General features: G+C 36.9%; 21 protein-coding genes, 2 pseudogenes and 2 riboswitches. Of the genes and pseudogenes, 7 read left to right on the forward strand and 16 right to left on the reverse strand.

Translation table 11 applies throughout. The features are described 5' to 3' along the window. Positions 1-125: 125 nt before the first annotated feature. The 11 genes and pseudogenes from AC3WOM_RS20405 to AC3WOM_RS20455 all read right to left on the reverse strand — a co-directional run bounded on the left by AC3WOM_RS20405 (position 126) and on the right by AC3WOM_RS20455 (position 15225). Entirely contained in the window at positions 126-737 is a 612-nt protein-coding gene (locus tag AC3WOM_RS20405; protein WP_427547016.1) for a response regulator, read from the reverse strand. A 16-nt stretch (positions 738-753) separates the two neighbouring features. After that, complete coding sequence (locus AC3WOM_RS20410) at positions 754-1902, reverse strand: sensor histidine kinase (RefSeq protein WP_427547019.1); 1149 nt, start codon at positions 1900-1902, stop codon at positions 754-756. A gap of 147 nt (positions 1903-2049) precedes the next feature. Further along, entirely contained in the window at positions 2050-3081 is a 1032-nt protein-coding gene (gene desA, locus AC3WOM_RS20415) for a Delta(5) desaturase DesA (protein WP_427547022.1), read from the reverse strand. Between the two features lie 109 nt (positions 3082-3190). Further along, the gene (locus AC3WOM_RS20420) at positions 3191-3688 is read right to left on the reverse strand and encodes a GNAT family N-acetyltransferase (protein WP_427547024.1); all 498 of its coding nucleotides are present in this window, start codon (positions 3686-3688) and stop codon (positions 3191-3193) included. 75 nt (positions 3689-3763) lie between these two features. Continuing rightward, entirely contained in the window at positions 3764-7195 is a 3432-nt protein-coding gene (gene metH / locus AC3WOM_RS20425; protein WP_492448128.1) for a methionine synthase, read from the reverse strand. Continuing rightward, positions 7188-9035 carry a bifunctional homocysteine S-methyltransferase/methylenetetrahydrofolate reductase gene (locus AC3WOM_RS20430; protein ID WP_492448129.1) on the reverse strand — a complete coding sequence of 616 codons (1848 nt, stop codon included), beginning with the start codon at positions 9033-9035 and terminating at the stop codon, positions 7188-7190. Before AC3WOM_RS20430 ends, metH begins: the two co-directional genes overlap by 8 nt. A gap of 85 nt (positions 9036-9120) precedes the next feature. Next, positions 9121-9220, reverse strand: a riboswitch (SAM riboswitch). A 125-nt stretch (positions 9221-9345) separates the two neighbouring features. Beyond that, positions 9346-10734 (reverse strand): protoporphyrinogen oxidase, encoded by a 1389-nt coding sequence (locus AC3WOM_RS20435; RefSeq protein ID WP_492448130.1) that lies wholly within the window; start codon positions 10732-10734, stop codon positions 9346-9348. Between the two features lie 317 nt (positions 10735-11051). Then, positions 11052-11537 (reverse strand): annotated as a pseudogene (locus AC3WOM_RS20440) (methyl-accepting chemotaxis protein); the annotation flags it as partial. A gap of 282 nt (positions 11538-11819) precedes the next feature. Next, positions 11820-12311, reverse strand: a pseudogene (locus AC3WOM_RS20445) (protoglobin domain-containing protein); the annotation flags it as partial. Between the two features lie 543 nt (positions 12312-12854). Then, on the reverse strand, positions 12855-14141 hold the full coding sequence (locus tag AC3WOM_RS20450) for an SEL1-like repeat protein (protein ID WP_492448131.1): 1287 nt from the start codon (positions 14139-14141) through the stop codon (positions 12855-12857). A gap of 67 nt (positions 14142-14208) precedes the next feature. Then, positions 14209-15225, reverse strand: a complete 1017-nt coding sequence (locus tag AC3WOM_RS20455) for a YdcF family protein (RefSeq protein ID WP_492448132.1) — start codon at positions 15223-15225, stop codon at positions 14209-14211. A gap of 177 nt (positions 15226-15402) precedes the next feature. Here AC3WOM_RS20455 and AC3WOM_RS20460 point away from each other — a divergent pair, with 177 nt between their 5' ends. Further along, positions 15403-15870 carry a hypothetical protein gene (locus tag AC3WOM_RS20460; protein ID WP_427547039.1) on the forward strand — a complete coding sequence of 156 codons (468 nt, stop codon included), beginning with the start codon at positions 15403-15405 and terminating at the stop codon, positions 15868-15870. Then, positions 15858-16145 carry a DUF2653 family protein gene (locus AC3WOM_RS20465; RefSeq protein WP_492448133.1) on the forward strand — a complete coding sequence of 96 codons (288 nt, stop codon included), beginning with the start codon at positions 15858-15860 and terminating at the stop codon, positions 16143-16145. The genes AC3WOM_RS20460 and AC3WOM_RS20465 overlap by 13 nt, the downstream gene beginning before the upstream one ends. 200 nt (positions 16146-16345) lie before the next feature. On the opposite strand, the gene AC3WOM_RS20470 is transcribed toward AC3WOM_RS20465, so the two are convergent. The 3 genes from AC3WOM_RS20470 to AC3WOM_RS20480 form a co-directional block, all read right to left on the reverse strand. Continuing rightward, positions 16346-17962 carry an S-layer homology domain-containing protein gene (locus AC3WOM_RS20470; RefSeq protein WP_492448134.1) on the reverse strand — a complete coding sequence of 539 codons (1617 nt, stop codon included), beginning with the start codon at positions 17960-17962 and terminating at the stop codon, positions 16346-16348. Positions 17963-18049: 87 nt separating this feature from the next. Further along, positions 18050-19216, reverse strand: coding sequence for an endonuclease Q family protein (locus tag AC3WOM_RS20475; protein ID WP_492448135.1), 1167 nt, complete (start codon positions 19214-19216; stop codon positions 18050-18052). A gap of 72 nt (positions 19217-19288) precedes the next feature. After that, a complete protein-coding gene (locus tag AC3WOM_RS20480) occupies positions 19289-19459 on the reverse strand; it encodes a hypothetical protein (RefSeq protein ID WP_427547051.1) in 171 nt (56 codons plus the stop codon). Positions 19460-19725: 266 nt separating this feature from the next. Here AC3WOM_RS20480 and AC3WOM_RS20485 point away from each other — a divergent pair, with 266 nt between their 5' ends. The 4 genes from AC3WOM_RS20485 to AC3WOM_RS20500 all read left to right on the forward strand — a co-directional run bounded on the left by AC3WOM_RS20485 (position 19726) and on the right by AC3WOM_RS20500 (position 21515). Beyond that, positions 19726-20304 carry a TetR/AcrR family transcriptional regulator gene (locus AC3WOM_RS20485; RefSeq protein WP_427547054.1) on the forward strand — a complete coding sequence of 193 codons (579 nt, stop codon included), beginning with the start codon at positions 19726-19728 and terminating at the stop codon, positions 20302-20304. A gap of 73 nt (positions 20305-20377) precedes the next feature. Then, on the forward strand, positions 20378-20731 hold the full coding sequence (locus AC3WOM_RS20490; RefSeq protein ID WP_427547057.1) for a DMT family transporter: 354 nt from the start codon (positions 20378-20380) through the stop codon (positions 20729-20731). Further along, entirely contained in the window at positions 20731-21045 is a 315-nt protein-coding gene (locus AC3WOM_RS20495) for a DMT family transporter (protein WP_427547060.1), read from the forward strand. The genes AC3WOM_RS20490 and AC3WOM_RS20495 overlap by 1 nt, the downstream gene beginning before the upstream one ends. A 161-nt stretch (positions 21046-21206) precedes the next feature. Then, positions 21207-21515, forward strand: coding sequence for a monooxygenase (locus tag AC3WOM_RS20500; protein ID WP_427547063.1), 309 nt, complete (start codon positions 21207-21209; stop codon positions 21513-21515). A 45-nt stretch (positions 21516-21560) separates the two neighbouring features. Here AC3WOM_RS20500 and AC3WOM_RS20505 read toward each other — a convergent pair whose 3' ends face one another. Together AC3WOM_RS20505 and AC3WOM_RS20510 are read right to left on the reverse strand one after the other, a co-directional pair. Continuing rightward, the gene (locus tag AC3WOM_RS20505) at positions 21561-22352 is read right to left on the reverse strand and encodes a heme ABC transporter ATP-binding protein (protein ID WP_427547066.1); all 792 of its coding nucleotides are present in this window, start codon (positions 22350-22352) and stop codon (positions 21561-21563) included. A gap of 4 nt (positions 22353-22356) precedes the next feature. Further along, positions 22357-23403, reverse strand: a complete 1047-nt coding sequence (locus AC3WOM_RS20510) for a FecCD family ABC transporter permease (RefSeq protein ID WP_427547069.1) — start codon at positions 23401-23403, stop codon at positions 22357-22359. A 150-nt stretch (positions 23404-23553) separates the two neighbouring features. Beyond that, positions 23554-23744: riboswitch (cobalamin riboswitch) on the reverse strand. 171 nt (positions 23745-23915) lie between these two features. Here AC3WOM_RS20510 and AC3WOM_RS20515 point away from each other — a divergent pair. Further along, the gene (locus AC3WOM_RS20515) at positions 23916-24512 is read left to right on the forward strand and encodes a biotin transporter BioY (protein ID WP_492448136.1); all 597 of its coding nucleotides are present in this window, start codon (positions 23916-23918) and stop codon (positions 24510-24512) included. Positions 24513-24561 lie beyond the last annotated feature (49 nt).

A 24561-nucleotide genomic window follows, 5' to 3' on the forward strand; every position in this document is an offset into this window, starting at 1 on the left:
AAGCCTTGCTCTGCGCGAAAGCGAAGCGTCAGCGGCAAAGCGAGTAGCCTGGAACGGAAATCACCTTCATTTTGACTTAGTAGTATTCACAAAGAGTCCTTTGACCATTTAGTTTTTCCATAGTGTTATTTATTCCACCCTTTTTCCTTAAAACGCGCGATAGCTTCAATTCGATTACCAACATTTAATTTTTCTAAAATAGTTGATATATAATTGCGAACAGTTCCTGCTGATAAAAATAATTCAGCAGCAATCTCTTTTGTAGTCTTGCCCTCTGCAACTAGTGTCAATACCTGACTTTCACGCTCAGTTAAAGGATTTTCACTATCATCCTCATAAACAAAATCGACTAGTTCAGGTGCATAAATTCTTTTACCGTCCATAATAATACGGATAGCATTGACCAATTCCTCTATAGGGCTATCCTTTAGCAGATACCCTCGGACACTAGCCTTTCTAGCACGCTCAAAATAACCTGGTCTTGCAAATGTTGTTAATATAATTACTTTACAATCAAATCCAGAGCTATGCATTTCCTCTGCAGCGTCAAGTCCAGTTTTCACCGGCATCTCAATATCCATAATACAAATATCAGGCTGATGTTCAGCTACAAGTGTCAATGCTTCCTCCCCATTTTTGGCTAAGCCGACGACTTCCATATCATCTTCCATACTAAGTAAAGAGCGAAGTGCGCCTAATAGCATACCCTGATCTTCAGCAATTACAATTCGGATCATGTCACAAGCCTCTTTTCTATATGTTCTTCAGGTTTTCCTTGACCTTCTGATGCGTAATTGCCACTGGAATCGACACCGTTAGTGTGGTGCCCTTCTCGCTTTCAATTTTAAAGGAGCCGTTTATAAACTCTAAACGTTCACGCATTCCGTTTAATCCATTTCCTGTCTTCCATGCTTGCTTTTTCGTAATTCCTTGTCCATTATCACGAACTACCAAGTACACCTCTTTAAAGTTTTGATGAAAAGCAATTTCACATTTAGTAGCACCGCTGTGTTTGATGACATTATTTACTGCCTCTTTTAAACACATAGATAAAACGTTTTCTACAAGTGGCGGCACTTGTAATGTCTCTTTATCCCCATCAAAAATAAATTCCATTTCTGCTGCCCGCAATATTTGAGAAATGCGCATCAGCTCATCCTCAAATTTTGTTGTTCTCATATCAGAAACTAATTCACGAACCTCTTTCAATGCAATACTTGCTGTTTGACGAATGTCTTTAATCTCTATTAAAGCCTGTTGCGGATCTCGGTCAATTAGTCTTGAAGCTAGGTCACTTTTTAAGCCAATCATGGATAATTTTTGACCTAGTGTATCATGTAAATCTCGGGCAATACGTTGTCGTTCCTCAAAAACAATTAACTCAGCAATTCGCTCATTAGCCGTTTCTAGCTGGCCCTCTAAATTTTCACGTTTGTTTTTTGAATAGATCGTTAGCGGAAGAAGTACGACTGCTAAAATCGTTAGCACAACAAACGGTAGTTGTGATAAAAATAAGTGCAGCTCCACAAAGAAACCAGCACCTGTCGAAATAACCGTAAAGCCAATATGTAACCCATACATAATATAAAAGCCAACCGGTCTACGAATATTACCAATGAAGAACGCTGTGAAAATTGATAGATACACATAGCCATACAATATTGTCATCACGATATTAATGACCATTTCAAAGCTAATCCACATATAAACAAGGCCGTTTTTCGAATTCATAGAAAACCGATAAAAAATAAAATATAGCATTAAAAATGTAATTCCTATCGATATTTCTAAATAGGAGGATTTTCTAAAAATAAAGAAAAACGGTAGGAAACAGAAAATAATCCATAAATATATACTGAGCATCGGACTATTCGGAATAATACTGTGCCATTTCCTCAACATAATCTCACGCTCTTTCCTACTTTTCCCTTATTATAACAAGAAAATTAATTTTATGCCTGTGCATGGCTTTCCTATGCCTATCATGATATGGGTAGCACTATTTAAGTAAAACAGCCATCCCTTTAGAAGAGATGGCTAAAATTTCTACTAAGCGGCGATACTGCCTTTTGCTTTTCGCTTAATGATTTCATTAACGTCTTTAAACGATATAAACTTCCCTTGATCTTCATCATATAATTTGTAGCGCAATGATTCTAAGCTTGTACGCAATGTAATCGTTGTTGCAGTATGCAGTGGTGGTGTTTCATTATGCGCTTTTTCAAGATTATAGTTCGGTACACGCGGAGCTAAATGGTGGACATGGTGGAAACCAATATTCCCTGTAACCCATTGTAATAGCTTTGGCAATTTATAATACGAGCTTCCTTCAACAGCAGCCTTTACGTAATCCCATTCCGAATCATGTTCAAAATAAGAATCTTCATACGTATGTTGAATATAGAATAACCAAATTCCTAGAGCTCCAGCAATGAATAATGTTACACCCTGTACCAGTAAAAATGCCTGCCAACCCATCGTATAAATTAATGTTGCACAAAGTCCTGCAATTACAACATTTGTTACATGAGTATTAAGACGTTCCTTCTGTTTTGCATCCTTACGATTAAAACGGTTTAATACTAATACCATATATAATGGACCTAACCCAAACATAACAAATGGATTACGATAAAAACGGTACCATAAACGTTGACCTTTAGAAGCCTGTAAATATTCCTCTACTGTCATCATATCAATATCACCAATACCACGCTTGTCTAAGTTCGAGCTTGTTGCATGGTGAATTGTATGCTCACGCTTCCATTTTTCATATGGGAATGATGTTAACACTCCAGTTAAAAAACCAACCCCGTCGTTTGCCTTTTTACTTTTGAAAAATGAACCGTGTGTACAGTCGTGGAAAATTATAAATGCCCTTACGACAAACCCTGCTGAGATAACACTTAATCCCGCTGTTAACCATGGTGAAACATCTACTAACATATATCCAGCAATCCATAGTGCGATTAACGGTACAATCGTATTGATCATTTGAAAAATACTTTTTGCTGAATCTGATTTCGCAAATGGCGCTACATCTTGGCGCAGTTTTTTTGTTTTTTCTTTATCTGTTGCCATTGTTTACTCCCTCTTTTCTTTTTTCCTTATGACCTCATCATAAAACATGAGCATAATCTAGCAACAGACGCAAACATCATAAAAAGGATATGACATTTGTCATATCCTTTTATTTAGGTCCAGATAAATGAAGCTGATAAAACACCAGATCCAGCCATTGTTCAAATTTATAGCCTGCATTCTTTATTGTGCCTGCATATTCAAAGCCTAATTTTTCATGTGCTTTAATACTGCCAATATTATCACCATCAATGCCTGCTACAAGTGTTTTCACACCCTGCTCCCCTGCAATTCGAATAAGCTCATGCATTAGCTTAGTAGCAATTCCCTTTTGATAATGATCCTTATGCACATACACAGAGTGCTCCATCGTATGCTTATATCCAGGATAAGGACGGAACTGACTATAAGTAGCAAAGCCTGCTACTACACCATTCTCGTCAAAGACAAGTAGAGGATTATCAGAAGCCTGTTGGTCCTTAAACCATTGCATTTTCTCCTCTAACGATTGCGTTTCGTAACGATAAACAGCCTTACTCGTTAAAATAATATCGTTGTAGATGTCTAAAACCTCAGGTATATCTTTGTCCTCCATGAAGCGTATCATCATGTTCACATCCCTCAATCAATTATGATAGTTTGTAATCTTTACTTCTATATTTCATAAATTTCTTATTTAACATTACACATTAAAATAGCGAGCATCAGGATGTGCAAAGACAATCGCAGAAACAGAAGCCTCTGGTTCCATCATAAAGCCTTCAGTTAAATGAACACCAATATCTTCCGGTTTTAATAGGCCAAACAACTTCTCTTGATCCTCTAAATTTGGACATGCAGGATAGCCGAATGAGAAGCGTTGCCCTTGATATTTGGCAGCAAAACGATCACGCATTGTAAAGTCTGTGGCATCCGAGAAGCCCCATTGGTCACGAATTTCCTGATGCATTCTTTCTGCAAAGCCCTCTGCTAATTCAAGTGCTGTAGATTGTAATGCATGGCTTTCAAGGAATTTCCCATCATCCTTTAACTCACGCGCCTTTGCCATTACCCCCTGTCCTGCTGTAACAACCATTAGGGCAATATAGTCCATTTCTCCACTCTCAACCGTTTTTAGGAAATCTGCAAGGCATAAAAATGGTTCCACTTGCTGACGTGGGAAGGTAAAACGCTCAATTTCTGTTTTATTGTCTGCTGGATCATAGACAATTACATCATCTCCATCTGCTTGTGCAGGGAAAAATTGATACATGCCAGACGGTTTCAACAAGTCACTTTTTAAATAATCGTCCACTAAATCCTTTAATTCTGTTGCTCTTGCATCTCCCGTCTCAAGTAATTGCTGCACTTGCCCCTTTAAACCCAAGTGGTGACCAAGTAAAGTGCGCATATTTACATAAGGGTATAAATGCGATACAGCATATTCCTTCTTCACATGTCGTCTTAAATCAGCTGGTAAAAATACAGGTGCTTCTTTTACTGTACGAGCAGGCTTTATAGCTATTTCTTTTGCAGGGCGAGCCGCTCGTTTCTCATCTGCTTCTATACGTTTTTTACGTGACTCCTCAATTTCAGCTAAGAAATCTGCACGTGTTTCTGAACCCATTAAAAGATTTGCCTGCTCTAATCCTTGCATCGCATCCTTTGAATAGATGACAGGTCCATCATATTCATCTGCAATCTTAGTTTCTGTAAAACGTCGAGATAATGCTGCTCCGCCTACTAATATCGGTACGTCAATCCCCGCTTCTTTGAAATCCTGAGCCGTAATTACCATTTGCTGTGCTGATTTTACAAGTAAACCTGAAAGCCCGATAAAGTCCGGTTTCTCTTTTCGAACTGCTTCAATTAATTGAGCAGGAGTTACTTTGATGCCAAGGTCAACCACCTTATAGCCGTTATTGCTTAAAATAATATCAACTAGGTTTTTCCCAATATCATGCACATCGCCTTTGACTGTTGCGAGCACCATCTTCCCTTTGCCAGCACTCTCTTCATTTTTCTCCATAAATTGCTCCAAGTGAGCAACAGCAGCCTTCATAACACCAGCAGATTGTAATACTTCCGCAACGATAAGCTGATTATTATTAAATAATCGACCAACCTCAGCCATCCCACTCATTAATGGTCCATTAATAATATCAAGAGGTGCTTCAAATATATCACGAGCAGCTTCCAGATCCTCTATCAGCCCCTCTTTTGTTCCCTCTAAAATATAGTAAGCTAAACGACCTTCCACTGTTTTAGGGATGTCAGCCTCTGTTTTTTCCTTCTTTTTATCACGATAAAAATCTGTGAATACGGCTAGTGTTTCATCATTCGTATTGAATAATAAATCATTTGCAAGCTTAATTTCCTCTTCTGGAATGGAAGCATAGCGCTCCAGCTTCTCAGTATTCACAATGGCATAGTCTAAGCCTGCCTGTGTACAATGATAGAGATAAACTGCATTTAATACCTCACGACCAACAGGCGGTAATCCAAACGAGATATTACTGACACCAAGTACTGTTAATGTACGTGGCATTTTTTCTTTGATGAGTCGAATTCCTTCAATTGTTTCTAGAGCAGAACCAATATATTGCTCATCTCCTGTACCTACTGGGAACATTAATGGGTCAAAGATAATATCTTCTGGTGCAAGTCCCCATTTTTCTGTTAACAAGTTATAGGAACGTTCAGCAATTTCTAGCTTACGATGTCGATCAACCGCCATGCCTTGCTCATCTATCGTTCCGACAACCAAGGAGGCACCATATTTTTTTACAAGCGGTAACACTGCATCAAAGCGCTCTTCTCCATCCTCTAAATTGATGGAGTTGATAATAGCTTTCCCTTGCGAAAATTTAAGTGCTTCTTCGATAACCTTTTCATCAGTTGAGTCAATCACGAGAGGTACCTTAACTTTTTTCACAACCTCCTGCATAAAACCACGAATATCGGCTAGTTCATCGCGATCAGGATTTGCTAAACATATATCAATAACATGGGCACCATTCTTCACTTGTGCACGAGCAATTTCTGCGGCTTCCTCAAATTTCCCATCAATAATTAGGTTTTTAAACTTTCGAGAACCAATTACATTTGTACGTTCGCCAATAAATAATGGACGCATAGAATCGTCATACACTAATGGCTCGATACCTGATACTACATGGCCATGCGTTGCCTCTGGTAATTGGCGCGGCTTTTCCTCTTTTAGTACCTCACGAATAGCAGCAATATGTGCAGGTGTTGTTCCACAGCAGCCTCCTACAATGTTCAACCAGCCCTTTTCAGCAAAGCCTTTTAGCTTTTGTGACAGCGACTCTGGTGATTCATGGTAGCAGCCTTCCTCGTCAGGTAAGCCTGCATTCGGGTAGCAGCTTATATAACCCGTTGAAAGCTCTGCTAATGAACGAATATGGTCCGTCATAAACTCTGGACCTGTCGCACAGTTCAAACCTACGGATAATGGTTTAATATGCTCGATAGAAATGTAGAATGCATCTATGGATTGCCCTGCAAGTGTCGTTCCCATCGGTTCAATTGTTCCTGATATCATCACAGGAAGCTCTTTGCCAGTCGCTTCAAATGCGCGAGATACTCCTAAAGTACCCGCCTTAACATTGAGCATATCCTGGCTGGTTTCTAGCAACAATACATCTGCACCAGCTTCAATTAACGCCATTGCCTGTACATAAAAATTTTCCTCTAGCTCATCAAAGGTAATTCCACCTGTAACTGATAGGGTTTTTGTAGTAGGTCCCATCGCTCCTGCTACAAAACGTGGCCAATCAGAGGTAGAAAAATCATCCACTGCCTTACGTGCTATATCCACAGCACGTTTATTGATTTCCTCTGCCTTTGCTCCCAGATCATATTCATTTAATACAAGAGGAGTACCTCCAAATGTATTCGTGCAAATAATATCTGCTCCTGCCTCCAGATATTTTCTATGAACCTTTTCAAGCACATCAGGTCTAGTTAGTACAAGATTCTCATTACAGCCATCATATTCCTCGCCACCGAAATCCTCAGCTGATAAGTTTTCATTTTGTAGCATTGTCCCCATTGCGCCATCAAGAATTAAAATTCGTTTCTCTAGTTGCTCTTCAATCAAATGCTTAGCCATTTATACTTACCCCTCTTTTTTGTTCATCCAATTGCTCAATAAATTTCATTAGTTCTAGCGTCATATCATAGCGTAGGAACGGTGTAATAAGATAAATACCATTGAAGTATTGTGCAGCTACCTCCACTAATTCCTTAGCAATTGCAATTCCTTCAAGCGTTGCGCGTTCCTTATCCTCACCACAAGCCTTCATACGTGCTAATGCTTCTTCAGATAATTTAATGCCTGGTACTTCATGATGTAAGAACTCCGCACTTTTATAGCTCGTTACTGGCATAATTCCTATATAGATTGGTACTTCTAAATGCTTTGTTGCCTCATAAATTTCTACAATTTTTTCCTTTGTATAGACTGGCTGTGAAATAAAATAATCTGCCCCATGCTCAATTTTCTTTTCTAATCGAGATACAGCTCGGTCTAATACACGTACATTTGGATTAAACGCAGCGGCTACAGAGAAATTTGCCTTTTGACGTAGCGGCTTCCCTGAAAATGATACACCCTCATTTAACTGTTTGATTAATTGTATTAGCTCCATTGATGATACGTCATAAACACTTGTTGCTCCTGGGAAATCGCCAACCTTTGTTGGATCTCCAGTCACCGCTAATATATCATGAATTCCTAGTGCATTTAAGCCCATTAAATGGGATTGCAGACCAATTAAATTACGATCTCGACATGTAATATGTGTTAGCGGGCGTACCCCATGTGTTTCTTTCAGTAATGCGCCCATTGCCACATTGCTTATTCTTGGAGATGCAAGTGAATTATCCGCCATCATAACCACATCTGCGCCTGCCTCATATAATTTTTTAGCACCTTTAATAAAGCCATCGATTTCTAAATGTCTTGGTGTATCCAACTCTACAATAACCGAGCGTTGACGTTTTACTTTTATATGCAGAGGCTCAAATCTTGATGGTTCTGCCTCACGTACAATCTCTACTTTTTCTGGCTTCGCTAATTTTTCTTCTACCGGAGACAGCTCCTCTAAGTATTTTTTTGCTGCAGCAATATGCTTTGGCGTCGTACCACAGCAACCGCCTATTAAACGTACACCTTGATCTCGAAGTGCTACAGCTGCTCGACCAAAATAGTCTGTCTCAGACTCATAAACCACTCGGCCGTCTTCTAAGTCTAGAAGAGATGCATTTGGATATGCTGACATAAATGCCTTCTCAGGAAGCTCTACACCTTCAAATGCTTGAATCGTATGGAATGGACCTAAACGACAGTTAACACCTACAATATCAGCTCCAAGCGCTTCAAGCTCATGTAGAGCGTTATTTAAACTCTTACCATTTTGCAATACTCCCGGTTCATGCATTGAAACTTGCGCAATGATTGGCAACTTGGTTTTTACTCGAAGCATTTTTAATGTCGCTGTTAATTCTTCAAAATCATAATAGGTTTCAAGTAAAAGGCCGTCTGGATTCCCTGCAAGTAATACAGTTGCTTGCTCTTCCACAGTCGCTAAAATTTCTTCTAACGTTGCATCGCTTTTTCGGATGCCTCGAATTCCTCCGATAGTTCCTAAAACAAATTGACCGCCATCTGCAGCGGCTCGCTTTGCAATTGTAATAGCAGCTTCATTAAACTGCTGAACACGCGATTCTAATCCATAGCGTGCTAATTTTATGGCATTCGCTCCATAAGTATTTGTTTGAATAATGTCGGCTCCAGCTACGATATACTCTCTATGAATCTTTTCAATTAATTCTGGTCTTTGAACATTCATTTCCTCATGACAGTACTCCAAGCCATAGCCGTATAATACCGTACCAATTGCACCATCTGCTGTCAGAACATGCGTTTTTAACTTTTCAAGCAATCCCATAAAACTAGCCCCTCTTCCTATTTTTCTATAATAAAAAAGCCTTCTTTAACACAAAGAAGGCTTTTACGTTTCGTAATTTTGTTCCTTCTCATCTTCGACCATAGGGTCTTCTGGATTTAGCACCTGACAAAAAGTTGGTTGCTGAAGCATCATAGGGCCAGTCCCTCAGCTTCTCTTGATAAGAATTTAGTATGAATTTTTTAAATAATTAAAAGAATCATATCGTTAACAAACGTTTGAGTCAAGACTATTTCACGTAACAAAGGATATTTCAAACGAAAAATATAATTTTTTGTCTTATATTCTGCAATTAAGAGAGTTTTTCAGCAATATCCTCCCCTATTTTTTTACCGTTTTGAATACAAGCACCTATACCTACACCAAAATAAGAGCAGCCAGCAATGGATAAATTCGGATAGTTTGTTTCGAGCTCTTGTAATAAACCCTGTAATGCCTCACGATGAGCTAAATCATATTTCGGCATTTGATCAATCCATCTACTCACATTCACGACATTTGGCTTTTCTTCAATTCCCAAGCTTTTTCTTACATCCTCTAAGGCAACAACCGCTAATTCTTCATCTGTCATCCTACGTAACTTCTCATACGCAGGGTTAATACTTTTATAGAAGAGTCGAACAAGTAATTGCTCATTTGCTGAAGTATGCTTCCACTTGCGGCTTGTCCATGTCGCTGCATTACAGATTACATCCGAATTATGTGACACAATAAAGCCTGTTCCATCAGCTGGTAATCTATTATCGGGTACATCAAATCCTAAATAAATCGTAATGGCTGAGGCAGTATTGAACTGTTCAAAATAACGGTTCAATGTATCATCCTTTAATAAGCTCTGTACAGCTTCATTAGGTAATGCTAAAACAACATGATCTGCTTTAATAACCGTATCATCTGCCAAAGTAACAGTGTAGTGATCTTCCTGCTTGTTGACACTTGTAATGGTAATTCCCTTAATAATTTCTACATCAGTTAACGTTTCTTCAAGACGATCAATTAAAGACGATAAACCATTTTTAAACGAAATAAACTTTTTATTAGCGGCTTTTACAAATTGTTCTCGATTTGCATCAAAACCTTTAATGATACTACCGTACTCATTTTTATAATCAATTAAATAAGGTAAAGTGGAGGCTATCGATAATTGATGTAAATCTCCTGAATACACTCCTGCAAGTACTGGCGCTATTTGGTTTTGTACAAGCTCCTCGCCTAAATAATACGTTAAAAATTCTCCGATAGAGCTATCCTTTGTAAAGCCCGCATTCGGCATTGTCAAATCCTTTAATGCTTCTTTTTTACCTTCTTCGGATACAAGTGTGCTTTCCTCCAGAGAGTGTAGGCTCATTGGAATGCCGAACGTCGAATCTGCCGGAATGGCATGGAGCTCATTATTTGTGTATATATAGGAAATCCCAGTTTCGTTGTATACCAAATCTTGCTCAAAATTAAGCTCTTCAATCAGTTCCATAACACCTTTATGACGAGCTACAATTGAATCTGCCCCTGTTTCCATAATGAATCCATGTTCGTGAGCAGAGTGCAGCTTACCACCTAGATATGTATTTTTTTCAACAAGCACAAGCTTTACATCTAAATTTTTCTCCTTCACTTGACGCTGCAAATAATGCATCGTACATAAACCCGTAATTCCGCCGCCTAATACAACCACTGTTTCCATATTAACCGCCCCTAATTTTTGTTGTCTTCCTTTAGTATAAACTCTTTTTATTGAAAATTACGCTAAATCCTTTACAAATTTAGCAAAAATGGAGCTATCCAGTGGTTAGGATAGCTCCATTTCTATGACTAAAGTATGTATTTTTCCATAATAATACAAAAAATACTTTTAACCTTAAATCTCGGTCATCAGCTTGCAAAATTGCATAACCTATATATCGCCTTCAGAACCATTAATTTACACATATTAATGGTTTTTATAGTGTTTACAGGCTGTAGATCTTCAGTTGCCACAATAAATACTATACTTGCTATGAATTAATTTAAGTGTTGGGCAACATTTGCTAATTTCTCAGCTGAATTTGTTACTTCTTCAAAGGCAACTCCCAACTCATTAAGAATCTCCGCTATTGTTAAAACTTCTTTTTCCATACTATCATTCTGCTCTTTTGCTTCTGTCATCGATTCTAATATTTTCGTGAATTGCCCTTCTGTTTGAACCATATTTTCCTTACCAGATATGACCTCTTCTTGAATATTATTAAGAGAGTGTGTTAACTTATCTGTCCGTTCATTTGTTTTTTGTAACAACATGGCTACTGAAGTCACAGAATCTTTTGTTTGAATCGATAGTTTTCGAACCTCATCTGCAACTATATTAAAGCCTTTACCCGCTTCTCCAGCACGGGCTGCTTCTATAGCTGCGTTTAAAGCTAACAAGTTGGTCTGGTTGGCAATAGTCGTAACCACACTCATAATTGATTCCATTTCTTTTGACATACCAGTCAACTGTTCTATATTCTCTGTTATATCCTTCAGCAAATCAATAATATTACACATATTTTGTGATTGACTCTTTATTCGTTCTCGTCCCTCTAATGCCTGCTTCTCAGCCATCGCCGACACTAAAAGTGAGTTTTTTGCAAACTGTTTAATTTCATCGGATTGCTTGCTTATTCGATGAAATGAGTTATTTGTTTCATTAGATATTGAAGCAAGGCTTTCTGTAGACGCTATGATTTCCTTCTCTACTGCTTCCTTTTGTCGTTCCATATTCTCTTTGTGCCGCTCAACAGTATTTTCAAAGGCTTCTAATACTAATTGCTGCTCGAAGTTTGAAATTTTAGAAATGGACCGTATTGTATTAAACTGATCTTTGGGATGATGAATGTATTCTTCCACTAAGTCAATGAATGATAATGATAAATCTTGGAAAGCACAAATATACCATTGCGTTCTTAAACCAATATGAACATGTACTTTGGCAATATTAGTACGTCTCTGATAAAATTCATCATCAATTGTGCCATTAAACATTTCAATAATATGGCGACCTAGCGTGACTTTTAATTTTTCTACAGAACTGTGATTATTAATAATACTTACTAAATCATGCTCAGTCCCTATCATTCTATAAAATCTATCTACTATGTCATTAATATTGTCTACAACAAATGGCTGAAAGGCTTTTAAATATTGTAAGTCCTGCTTTGTTAAATTTAGCATTTCTATTTGCTTGACCATTGACTTGCAATTAGAAACATCCATTTTTACAACATATTGCTGAAGGTCTATCATTGCTGTCTTTCTCTTTTTTTGAAAAATCACACATTTTCCCTCTTTCACGTGTACTTTTGCAAAGCTGAGAAAATCCAATTCTGTTTACAAAAATATATATTACAAAATGTAAGAGAATAGGTTTATAAGTACCTTAGATTAATTACTGTTTAGTTGCTAAAAAGCATTTAGCCATAGCATCAACTGCTCTTTTCAAAATCACTCATATACCTTATACATTTTTAAAATAGCTGTCAATTTTCTGATATACATTTTTTACCATTAATTGTATAAAAAGTCCCTATAGCCAAACTATTGACTTAATGCAGTAAAAAAGCTACCACAATATCTTTTGGCAGCTAAATTGCATCAACTAATGTTTCTTTTGCTTATTTTTTGTTTATTTTCCCTTTGTCTTTATTATCCCTTCACTATATTAATATTTTTACCGTTAGTTTCATGTATTATTATATACCTAAATAAAACAACTGACACCATTCTTTATACTCATAAAAACGGAAGCTATAATCGAAACTAAATGACTATAAAATTTTTACGAAAAATTTACATTCCTTTTAATTCATTCAGCAAAACAGCCGCCTCTTCTATTCCTGCCTCTGCAGCCAGCCCGTACCATTTAATTGCTTCTTTCACATTTCTAGGTATACCCTCTCCATTATTATAAAGATGCCCAAGCTGTAATTTTGCCTCTGAATCTCCTTGAAGAGCAGCTTGTTTAAACCAATGAATTCCTTTCTCGATATTACGTATACCGGTTAAACCTTGACTCCAAATAAATCCTAAATCATAAAATGCATCAACATGATATTGCTCTGCAGCTCTTTCATACCAATATAATCCACGATTTACATCTCGCAGTTGACCTAATCGCCCTTCAAAACAGATTCCTCCAAGCCTATATTGAGCTTCTACATAGCCTGCTTCGGCAGATTTTTTATAATAGAAGTATGCGTGCTCCTCATCAATGTCGACACCTAAACCTTGCTCGTAAATAATTCCAAGAGTAAACATAGCTTCAGCAACACCTTGCTTGGCAGCGAAGTCAAACCATTTCTTTGAAAGTATCAAATTTTCTGATACACCTTCACCGTTAAAATACATATCTGCCAAGTTATTCGCAGCATCAGGATGCCCTTGGTTTGCCGCTGCCTCATACAATGAAAAAGCTCTGCAATAATTTTCCTGTACACCTATACCTTCAAAATAAAAATTACCAAGTGCATATTGAGCATCAGCATGATCCTGCGATGCGGCTAATTCTAACCACTTTAAAGATTTTTCAGGCTTAAAACAGGAGCTATCGCTGGCACTATAGTATTCTCCGAGCTGAAACTGTGCTTCTGCATCTTGTTCTTCGATTGCCTCTTTATATAAATCAATAATGACCTCATGATCTAAATCTTCTTCATCAAATGCTTCAAGCTGCTCATCTTGATTGATAAAATACCATTCCAATACATCGATTACATCGTCAACAACCTCAATACAATTGGTTAACTTCTCAAGTGAAGAAATTTGCCAAATTAAAATATATATAGGGAGTGGAATCGCTTCACGTAGTAAATCATCATACTCAGCTAAAAGCGTTAAGACATTTTCCTGTATTGATTGCGTCTGCTCTGGATGAACAATTTGTAAATGGCGTTGTTGATTTTTTTTTAGAAGTCCGTGCACAACTTGATACACCATTTTATGCAATGCTGTTAATGGCACTTCTTCAAATGTTAGCAATTTGATGTTTTGTGCAAACCATGTACCTTGAGTTTGCGTGAGCTTTAGTAAGGATTCAATTCGCTCTTTATTTCGTTCAGCTAATAATTGTCCATACATTCGTTTCCCCCCTTGCACTATAAAAAACCGCCTTGCCAATATTATATGGAAGACAGTTTAAAATTGATTACACATACGCTCTTAGTATTAATCCTACGAGTAATGTGATAAATAAAAAAACAGATATATGACCCCATTTATACATTTCTAATAAACCGATAAATTCCCTAGTAAAAGCATTTGGAACATAGTAAAAGGCAGTCTTTGAACCAACTCCTTGAGCATCAAGTTTTGACTTTCGGGCATATATACTGGCACGGAATACATGAAAATTATTCGTTACAAATAAAGATCGGTAATTTTCACCTTGCGCATGTCTATCCATAATTGCCTTTGAAAATGCCATATTTTGTTCGGTATTTATAGATTGATCTTCCATTATTATCTTTTGGGTGGGTATTTGATGTACTTCAATAATATAGTTTTTCATGGCATAAGCTTCTGATACTTTTTCATCTGTTCCCTGACCACCTGAGACGATAATGTAAGGTCGCTCACCATATTTTTTATATTGCCGTACTGCCTCGTCTAAACGACTAGCTAAAAGCGGTGGTACTTTATCACCGATTAGTCCTGATCCTAGTGCAATAATAAAGTTTGGCTCATAGCGAATAGCTGTAAAATGATAAATAGTTGCATATGCCATTACACTTGTGTATAAAAACATTGTATAACCAAAAATCAAAAACGCATAGAAAAAAAGTATATGCCAAATTTCATTTTCAGTATTCATAAATATCACGAAAACATACCATATCATCATGATAAAAAAACTCAATCCAAAAACTGCTACCAATAAATTACGTACTTTACGACCTTCCTTTTCAAGCAAAACCTTGCTATTAAAAAACATCGCAATCGATAAAATAAACATAATGCTTGGAAAACTACCGAGTATAATGATAATTCCCATCTCCGAGACAATTCCCTGATCGTCTGGCAGCAATAGAGGATATTGAATAATGATTACTCTCAAAATATGTAAACCTAATAGCCCCAGTACTACTGCATTGAAAAAGCGTCTTTTTTCCGTCGTATATAATAGTAGGAAAATTGCCGTTAATAGCACCAATGTTTGTATCATCGTCCCACTCCTTTCTATAGTCTTTATACCCTTTCTTCTGACACTACTTGTTCAAATTTGTCGTTATTTCTAAATTAATGACAGTGATTATTTTATTTTTTGAGAACGTTCATGTAAAATTACTAGTAAGAACTAGTTTATGACAAAATGAAAAATTATATTGGAGGAATGTAAGAAATGAAAAAAATTCTTGCCGCTATTTTTGTAGCGACACTGATGTTTGCAACGGTTGGGGCAACATTGTTTATATCTGATACACCAACTGCTGAAGCTAAATCCTACAAATCAGGGAAAAAAGGCTTCACAAACAATAATAATAGCTCAAATATCCAAAAGTCTCAGGACAAATCTAAAGATCAAAATAATGCAACAACAAATAAAAACAATACAACATCTACAAACAAAACAGATACAACTGCAAAAAAAGGTGGCTTCTTCTCTGGTGGCCTTATGAAAGGTCTAATGCTAGGTGGTTTAGCAGGTTTATTATTTGGTAGTCTCTTTAGCGGTATGGGTCTGTTAGGTAATATTTTAGGTTTATTAATTAATGTAGCAGCAATTGCTGTCATCATTATGCTTGTCGTAAAAATTATGAATATTTTTAAAGATAAGAAGCGTAAAGAGGAAGCACAATGGCACAAATAATTAATGAACAAGATATTATTAATGCCATTTGCTTATCACAGGCATATTATAAAAATATTCGCCCAGAAGAAGTGCTTGTAGAGCTAACCTACGATGATGATGCTGGCTTTGGTGCTGAAGTCGAAGTGAATGGACAGATAGAGTTATTCAATACAGCAGCAATGATTGGTGCATTACGTGTATGGATTAAAGATGTCCTGCATGGTGATCCATTTTCAACTGGTATCGAGCTTGTATTAGATGATGAAGAAGGCATTATTGCAAGATTATCGTAAATAACTAAAAGTTAAGCAGTACAATAAATTTTTTATTGTACTGCTTTGTTCATTTTAAAAATGATTTTTTATCTGTTTCTTTTTGTCTTCATCAATTGTAAAATCGACTACTGATCGTCCAACCATTAATAGCATGATGAACATAACCCCAGTACCAGTTATTAATTCACCACCTATAGAGATGGATTTAATCTACTGAATCAAAATAAATCACTAAAATTAACAAATATTTTTGCTGCATGGCTTCGCTTTGTTGAGGCTTCCGGTAAAAACTTGCCTTCACTGCCTGTAACTATGCCAAGCTCATATAGCATAGTAATCGCACGCTTTGTTTCTTCATTGTAAACAGCAATATCAGTAAATGGCGCATTTCCTTTCACTACATAAGGCTTCTTTTGTTGAAGTTCATAGGCACGATTAATCATTAATGCTAGCTGAGCGCGAGTAATTGGCTGGCCAGGGTTAAATTTACCATCCGTTCCCTTTATAAGTCCATTTGCATAGGCAGCTGCAATTTCAGACTGTGTTTTTGCATCGTAGCTTGAAATATCCGTAAATGGTGCCTGTTTCTGCGTCGTTAAGCCTAAGCTTCTGACAAGCATAGCAGCAGCCTGTGCACGAGTCACATTCTGTTCAGGTCTAAACGTTCCATCTGCATAGCCTTTCATAATCCCTACTTCAGCTGTTTTCTGAATAAACTCCTTTGCCCAGTGATTCTCTATATCAGTAAAGCTTGAAGTACCTCCCAACGAAAAAGTTATAGTTGGACTTTGTACGCTTTCATTGCCTGCAGCATCTACTGCTTTTACAGCGACAGTATATGTTGCATGATCCGTTAAATGTTCCAACGTAATTGTTGTCGTTTCAGCATTTTGCGTAGCTGTTAACTCACCATTTACATAAACTTTGTAGCTTTGAACGCCAACATTGTCTATAGCCTTCTGCCAATTTACCTGCACGGTTGTACTATTTTGAATAGTTGTACTGATCACTTTTGATACATCCCATAATGAGCTTGCTTTAATGGCTGGTAAAAATGCCTCATTTGCGACTGCCATATAGCCAGCTTCACTTAAATGTATATTTTCTGGATTTGGTAAATAGCTTGGCACATCCTTTGCCACAATGTCGTAAGTTGGGACAAATATGCCTCCTGCCTTTTCAACATTTGCTTTTATTGTGGAATTTACCGCAGCTAATAATAGTTTAAATTGTTTTTGTAAATCCTCACTATAGTATGGAAAGGAATTATAATAGCCCATCACATAAACCTGTGCGTTCGGATTTAACTTTTTAATTTCTGCTAAAATAGCTGTTAAATTTGTGACTGCATCTTGTGAAGCTTTTAGAATTGCCGTTGCATTAATACCTGTAGCTTGAGATTCCTTTAAAATTGGTATTAAATCATTAGCGCCTGCTGTTAAAGTAACGATCTCCGCCTCTTTAATAGATGTACGAAGCTTTACCTGTTCGTTTGGATAGCCAAAACCAACCACCGGCTTCTCGACATCTTTTTGTAAATCTTCTAATACATTTTTAGTAGTATAGCCTGTATAAGCAAAGCCCTTATTATATGAAGTAATAAGGCCATCTTTCTGTAAAGCCTGTGCAACAAAATCGGCATACCCTAATCCGATAATTCCCACTTCATTCATGCCATGAGCAAGTGAATCCCCTAATGCTACATAATCTGCCTGTGTCACCCAGCTTGGTGCTATAAGATCTCTCTGCTCTTCAGCATTTGCACCTATTGGCACCACTAACTGTAATGCTAGTACACTACTAGCTAAAAATCGAAATTTCTTTGAAAATTTCATACTCTCACTCCTTCAACATCTACTGATTACTATTTTAATAGATGAAGGTTAAAAATGGGTTAAATAAGAGCATGCATTTTTTTCTTGTTAATCAGATTGAATCTTTCCGTAAATTCCCCCACCACCAACTTCAATTACTAGTTGACCTGTTCTTGCTAAATCAATCATCTTCGCAATTTTATGTGGTACGATTTGTTCAAGCTGTTCTAGTGAGACGTGATGTAATATATTCATCTCAGTACCAAAAGCATGTACTAATCGGTCCATCATTTTTGGCCCTAATCCTGGAATAAAATCCATTGGAACTTGATGAATATAGGGTGGTCGATCACGTTTATTGACAAGTTGTTCTGATAACTCCTGAATACGTAAAGCAACTCCTTTTATAATTTGAATACTGTTACATTTAGGGCAGACAGTTGCCACATTACTTAACTGTTCCCCACACTTTGCACAAACGGTTTGATGGTATTTACCAAGCAAAGGATTTAGACCATAATTAGCTGTTATTGCTCGCCCTTGCTGCTCTTGAAGTGCCAATTTCAATTCAGAAAAATTGGCATCAGATAAGCGTAATTTTTGATATTCCCTAGCGATTTTCCCAAGAGAGTGAGCATCAGAATTACTGACAAATGGATAGGCTTGAAGCTCTTTAATATTACTTACCATGTAGGTATCAGAACTTAATCCCAGCTCAATGGCATCGATTAGCTGTGGATCGAAAACTTCTGTTAAACTTCGTTGTACACCTTTACCAAATAGACTTTTAAATGGTGTAAATACATGTGCAGGAATAAAAAGTCCCTTTAATTCACAAACTTTTTGTTGTAGCGTTCGTGCATCGCAATATATCCTCTGAGAGCTTAAGTGGATATTTTTCATATGATTTGACATCCAAGTTGAAAACTCTCTCATCAGGCTAAGCGTCGGAAAATAGGCAAGCACATGGATTGGTCCTAAGCAATTCTCATCATAAATCTCTATTTCACTGCCTGGAATCAGAGTCGTTTTCTGATAACGTAGTCCCCCTTTCTCTAATTCCTTAATTAAGCCTTGTTCTATCATCAATGCCATCTCTTCTATTACTTCTGGAGAATGACAATCGATAATTCCAATAATATCTAGCCCCTTTCTTGCACTAGCAGTCTCTAAAATATTTGCTAATGTTAACGTTCTACTGCCTGTAATTTTGACAGCACGTCCATTAAAAGTACGTCCAATATGAATATGTAAATCAGCATAGAATTCTTTCATAATTAAATTTCACTCCTGTTATTTTTATAACACAGAAAAACCTCACATTGCTGCAAGGCATCTCTTTGTTCATTATGATGGATGATTATTATGTGTGCTATTATTTGATTCAAAGGCACCTGAGCCCTGCGACGGGATTGAAGATGAATCATATGCCACTAATGTCACGTCAATTTTCTTTTCCAGTTCATTAATTTTTTCAAGCTGCTGTTGATTTAATTGTGCAAACTTAATCTCTTCCATTATCATCAAATCCTTTCATTCATAAAGTTCCCTGAGAAAGTGATATTTATGCATATCAATTTCGTCGAAATGTAATTGCGTCCGAAAGTATTCTGTACTTGACGGTGCACTTTCGCACAGTAAACATTTGTTGCTGTCGCTTCGCTTTCGCACAGTAAAGATTTGCTGGCTCAAGATGAAAATGACTGATTATCAGTCATTTTCTTTGACTTTACTCCAGCTATTTTGTAACATATTTATTAAGCAGGTCAAAAGCGAGGGATTACATGTCAAAGGAAGAGAAAATTATTCAAGCTGCTATTGAAGTTTTTCGTGAAAAAGGAATTGAAAAAACTAAAGTTTCCGATATCGTTAAAGCTGCAGGTATCGCTCAAGGAACATTTTATCTTTATTTCCCGTCACGGCTTTCAGTCATGCCGGCTATTGCGAAAGTTATGGTTGAGAAAATAATTGCTGCTATTAAAGAAGGTATATCCATACAGGAACCTTTTGCAATCCAGCTTGAAAAAGTAGTCGATATTGTTTTTTCACTAACCGAAGACTATCGGGATGTATTTGCTCTTATCTACGCTGGTATTACTCAAACTGAACATATGAAAGAATGGGAAAATATTTATGCGCCCTATTACGAATGGATGAATAATTTCTTATATGAGGCTCAACAGCAAGGAATAATTCGCCCTTCATTAAATACTACACAATCTTCTAAGCTTATTATTGGGTTAGTAGAATCTGCAGCTGAGCAAATTTACTTATATGATGATAGTGAAGAAGAATCTATCAGACTGCAAAAGCTTGAACTCCTTGACTTTTTACATCATGCACTTGGCTTACGTCACACATAAGTGGCGTTCTTTTTCACACTAAAAATGACTGAATGTCAGTCATAAATATTATTAAACGAAAGGAAACGTAACTATGAAAAAAGATTGGCTGTATGTTGGACTAACAAGTTTATTTGAATTATTTTGGATTTTTGGCTTTAATGTTGCACATTCATGGTGGCATTGGATTATTATCGTAGCTTTAATCGCTATGGACTTCCATTTCTTATCGAAAGCATGTGAAAACCTGCCTACTGGCACAGTTTATGCGATTTTTGCCGGGGCAGGAACAATTGGTACCACATTAATGGACATTTTCATTTTTGAAGGAGAGTTTAACACTATTAAAGCGATTTTTATATTTATTTTAGTATTAGGGGTCATTGGGCTTAAATTAGCTGATAACCCCGCTGGAGATAGTGATAACAAGAAAGGAGCGAATGCCTAATGGGCTGGTTACTTGTTTTATTAGCTGCAATATCAGAAATTATCGGGGTGGTAGGTTTACGTTTCTACAGTCAGAAAAAATCGCTACGTAATTTATTCATATATGTAGGTGGTTTTGGATTGTCCTTTGCGTTATTATATTCCTCCTTCAACTATTTACAGTTAAGCATCGCCTATGTTGTATGGATTGGTATTGGCACTGTTGGTGCTGTCCTTGTAAATATTATATTTTTCGGTGAATCTAAAAACCTTACTCGTCTGATTAGTATCGTTGCCATTATCATTGGCGTGGCAGGCTTAAAAGCTGTATCTTAATTTGCTTTGCTCCTGTACTTCTGTGGTAGAATTTATTTATAATGAATTAAAATCAATTTCGCCTTGGCGTAATTGTAGCTGCCGCTTTGCTTTTGATACAAAAAACATCTGCTGAATGAAGATAAATATAAATATAATCTAGTGAAAAGGAGGTTTTAAGAATGGTGTATTTATTACAGGTTGACTTTACTATGGAAGGCCCTTTTGGTACGGAGATGTCTGAAGGCTTCAAAGATTTAGCACATAGTATTAATGATGAAGAAGGCGTTATATGGAAAATTTGGACTGAGAACGCGTTAGCTAAAGAAGCTGGCGGGGTGTATTTATTTGAAACGAAAGAAAGTGCTGAAAAATATTTAGCCATGCACTCTGCCCGCCTAACAAGCTTTGGAATAACAAATATTCGCGGTAAAATTTTTGCAGTAAATGAAGCATTGTCATCCATTAACAATGGGCCTATCCTTCGATAAACAACATGGCGTATCCGCAATAGGAGATACGCCTTTTTCAAACTATCAATATTTTAATATTTTCTTTGTATATTGCTCAGATACATACGTTAAATAAGGCTTACCTGTAAGAGGATGAGTTTGTATATCAGCATAAACACCAAATACATCTTGTAATAGCGTCGGTGTAAGTACTTCTTCAGGTGTACCAGAGCAAACAATCTGACCTTTTTGTAAAACATAAATTTGATCGCAATACATAGCTGCAATATTTAAGTCATGCAAAGCAGCAACTACTGTTAAATGTAGGGTTTGAATTAAATCCATTAACTGTAATTGATGCTGTATATCTAAATGATTTGTTGGTTCATCTAAAATTAGAATTTGTGCTTGCTGAGCAAGAGCACGTGCAACCATCACTCGTTTTTTTTCTCCACCTGACAGAGAGCTGAAGCTACGTTTTTCTAAGTGCGCGATACCTGTTTGATTTAATGCATCCTTCACAATTTGAAAATCCCGTTCTTGATCGAGCTCCAATAGTTTTTTATGAGGTGTTCTTCCCATACTTACTAAATCATGTACCGTAAAGTCAAATAAAACCGGTGTTTCTTGACTTACTACCGCCAAATTTCTAGCAATGGTTTTACTTGATTGCTTAAAAATATCCTGCTCATTTAACAAGACTGTACCATTTTCGGGTTTTAATAGACGATACATATTCTTTAATAAGGTTGACTTCCCGCTACCGTTAGGACCAATTAGCCCAACAAATTGCTTTTCCCTTATTTGAATACTAACTTCATGTAGTATACGTTGATCATGAATGGAATAGGATACCTGCTTCGCTTCTAATGTCATAGGTTTAATCTCCTTCACCGAAAGAATAATTATTACGGCGTAGTAGCCAGATGAAAAATGGTCCTCCACAAAAAGCAGTAATTATTCCAATCGGCATTTCTTCAGGGGCTATTAAAATTCGTGCAATTGCATCTGCCCAAACTAAAAAAATCCCTCCTAATAGAGCACTAATTGGTATTACATATTTATAGTTGGAACCTACTATTATGCGGACAATATGCGGAATAATTAAACCGACAAATCCAATTGAGCCACTTACTGCAACAAGTACGCCCGTTAATAAAGATACTAGCAGGATAAGCTGCAAACGAAATTGTTGGATATTGACACCTAATGTAACCGCAGCCTCTTCTCCAAGCAATAATAAATTTAAGTTCCGATAATGGAGCCACAGTAAGGCAAACACGACGATAAATATAGCTGTAGGAATGATTATATTACTCCATTTAGCACCTGCTAGACTACCAAGCATCCAATACATAACTGCCTTAATTCCATTCTCTTGCTTTGCCATCATTAAAATAAAATTCGATACAGCAGATAAAATAAACGACACTGCCATTCCCGCAAGTAAAAGTCTAAAAACAGAGATTCTTCCTCCGACACGTGCAAGGAAAAACACTAACAATATGGCAAGAAGTGAGCCTAAAAATGCAGATGCAGAAAGAGCGAAAATACCTAGAAATGAAAAAGCACCTAAAATAATAACTGCTGTAGCACCGACTGTTGCTCCTGAAGATATTCCCAATATGTATGGTTCAGCTATAGAATTACGCACAAGAGCCTGTATAGCTGCTCCAGCGATTGCTAAGCCTGCTCCTACGATTGCAGCTAGCAAGACGCGTGGCACCCGTATTTGCCAAATGATAATTTCTTGCGAGCGACTCCAATCCTGCTCTATAAAATTTTGAACGATTGGAATTTTGGATAGAATAACCTGCCACACATAAAGAGGTGTGATGGAAACAGATCCAACCATAACAGCCAAAGTCATAGAAATGATTAGTACTAGAAGCAGAGTCAGAGATAATAGTATAAATTTTTTATTCATATGTATAATACTCCTAATCAATCGTAATAGATATGAAACAATAAAAAAGAGTATTTCATGCATAGTATGCATAGAAATACCCTAGAATCATCAACAAAGTCAGAAAGATTTCCATCTATTGTCCGTAAATGCGTTCATCCTCGTGGGCATTACAAGTATCACTATATGGCAGGTCTCCTGGCTTCGGATCAACGTTTTACGATTACCTTCCCATCCTAGAACAGTGGCTAAATCATCATAAAACTCCTCGTTACAGTTGCGGGACAGCGTCGGACTTTCACCGACTTCCCTTTTAAGTGACACTTTGTATAAGATGTCACACCATTAGTATCCAAACTATTAAAATTATGACGATTCTATCATACATTTTAGTAGTTAGTCTATAAATAACCGTAAATTATAAACTTTAGCTGTGAAAACCGCAATTGAGTTAACCTAAATAAAATAACAAGTTGACACAAATGCTTTATTTTCTTACACTATTAATAACTTTAATAGATAGGAGTGAAATTATGACAACAGTTGCAGAACACTCTCATCATAGATTAAGAACAGTAGATATTGCCTATATTGGATTATTTTCAACATTAATGATGATCGGTGCTAATATTACCTCCTTTGTCCCTTTCATGTCTGTGGGAGGAGTCCCAATCACATTGCAAACTTTCTTCGCTATTTTAGCTGGATTAGTTCTTGGCAGTAGAAAGGGAGCGCTTGCTTGTACGGTATATATGTGTATTGGTTTAGCTGGTGCACCAGTATTTGCGCGTTTTGGTGGCGGCTTTGGACAAATCCTAAGCCCTACATTTGGCTTTATTGTCACATTTATTTTAGCAGCATTTATCGCAGGACTGATTGTTGAGCGCAGTGGAACAAAGAAAAGCTATATTGTTGCGGCAGTAATTGCTACAGCTATTAATTATTTACTGGGGACAAATTGGATGTACTTTGCTTATAAACTATGGGCTAGCGCTCCTGACGCTTTCAATTATAAGATGGCATGGCTTTGGATGATGCCACCATTGCCAAAGGATATTATTTTAGCTGTCTTTGCGGGTATTTTTGCGCATCGTCTACAAAGAATATTGAAAATAATACCAATAAAATAGTTGTACCCTGAAAACGTCAATCTTAAAAAGATGGCGTTTTTCTTATAAC

The organism is Lysinibacillus sp. FW301-JW8, from assembly GCF_058788755.1.

Coding starts and splice junctions, on each gene's coding strand:
- AC3WOM_RS20475 (WP_492448135.1), bottom strand. CDS start 19,216: ATGAAAGAATTCTATGCTGATTTACATATTCATATTGGACGTACTTTT.
- AC3WOM_RS20430 (WP_492448129.1), bottom strand. CDS start 9,035: ATGGGATTGCTTGAAAAGTTAAAAACGCATGTTCTGACAGCAGATGGT.
- AC3WOM_RS20490 (WP_427547057.1), top strand. CDS start 20,378: ATGAAAAAAGATTGGCTGTATGTTGGACTAACAAGTTTATTTGAATTA.
- AC3WOM_RS20480 (WP_427547051.1), bottom strand. CDS start 19,459: ATGGAAGAGATTAAGTTTGCACAATTAAATCAACAGCAGCTTGAAAAA.
- AC3WOM_RS20505 (WP_427547066.1), bottom strand. CDS start 22,352: ATGACATTAGAAGCGAAGCAGGTATCCTATTCCATTCATGATCAACGT.
- AC3WOM_RS20420 (WP_427547024.1), bottom strand. CDS start 3,688: ATGATACGCTTCATGGAGGACAAAGATATACCTGAGGTTTTAGACATC.
- AC3WOM_RS20465 (WP_492448133.1), top strand. CDS start 15,858: ATGGCACAAATAATTAATGAACAAGATATTATTAATGCCATTTGCTTA.
- AC3WOM_RS20460 (WP_427547039.1), top strand. CDS start 15,403: ATGAAAAAAATTCTTGCCGCTATTTTTGTAGCGACACTGATGTTTGCA.
- metH (WP_492448128.1), bottom strand. CDS start 7,195: ATGGCTAAGCATTTGATTGAAGAGCAACTAGAGAAACGAATTTTAATT.
- desA (WP_427547022.1), bottom strand. CDS start 3,081: ATGGCAACAGATAAAGAAAAAACAAAAAAACTGCGCCAAGATGTAGCG.
- AC3WOM_RS20455 (WP_492448132.1), bottom strand. CDS start 15,225: ATGATACAAACATTGGTGCTATTAACGGCAATTTTCCTACTATTATAT.
- AC3WOM_RS20510 (WP_427547069.1), bottom strand. CDS start 23,403: ATGAATAAAAAATTTATACTATTATCTCTGACTCTGCTTCTAGTACTA.
- AC3WOM_RS20470 (WP_492448134.1), bottom strand. CDS start 17,962: ATGAAATTTTCAAAGAAATTTCGATTTTTAGCTAGTAGTGTACTAGCA.
- AC3WOM_RS20410 (WP_427547019.1), bottom strand. CDS start 1,902: ATGTTGAGGAAATGGCACAGTATTATTCCGAATAGTCCGATGCTCAGT.
- AC3WOM_RS20515 (WP_492448136.1), top strand. CDS start 23,916: ATGACAACAGTTGCAGAACACTCTCATCATAGATTAAGAACAGTAGAT.
- AC3WOM_RS20405 (WP_427547016.1), bottom strand. CDS start 737: ATGATCCGAATTGTAATTGCTGAAGATCAGGGTATGCTATTAGGCGCA.
- AC3WOM_RS20500 (WP_427547063.1), top strand. CDS start 21,207: ATGGTGTATTTATTACAGGTTGACTTTACTATGGAAGGCCCTTTTGGT.
- AC3WOM_RS20435 (WP_492448130.1), bottom strand. CDS start 10,734: ATGGAAACAGTGGTTGTATTAGGCGGCGGAATTACGGGTTTATGTACG.
- AC3WOM_RS20450 (WP_492448131.1), bottom strand. CDS start 14,141: ATGTATGGACAATTATTAGCTGAACGAAATAAAGAGCGAATTGAATCC.
- AC3WOM_RS20495 (WP_427547060.1), top strand. CDS start 20,731: ATGGGCTGGTTACTTGTTTTATTAGCTGCAATATCAGAAATTATCGGG.
- AC3WOM_RS20485 (WP_427547054.1), top strand. CDS start 19,726: ATGTCAAAGGAAGAGAAAATTATTCAAGCTGCTATTGAAGTTTTTCGT.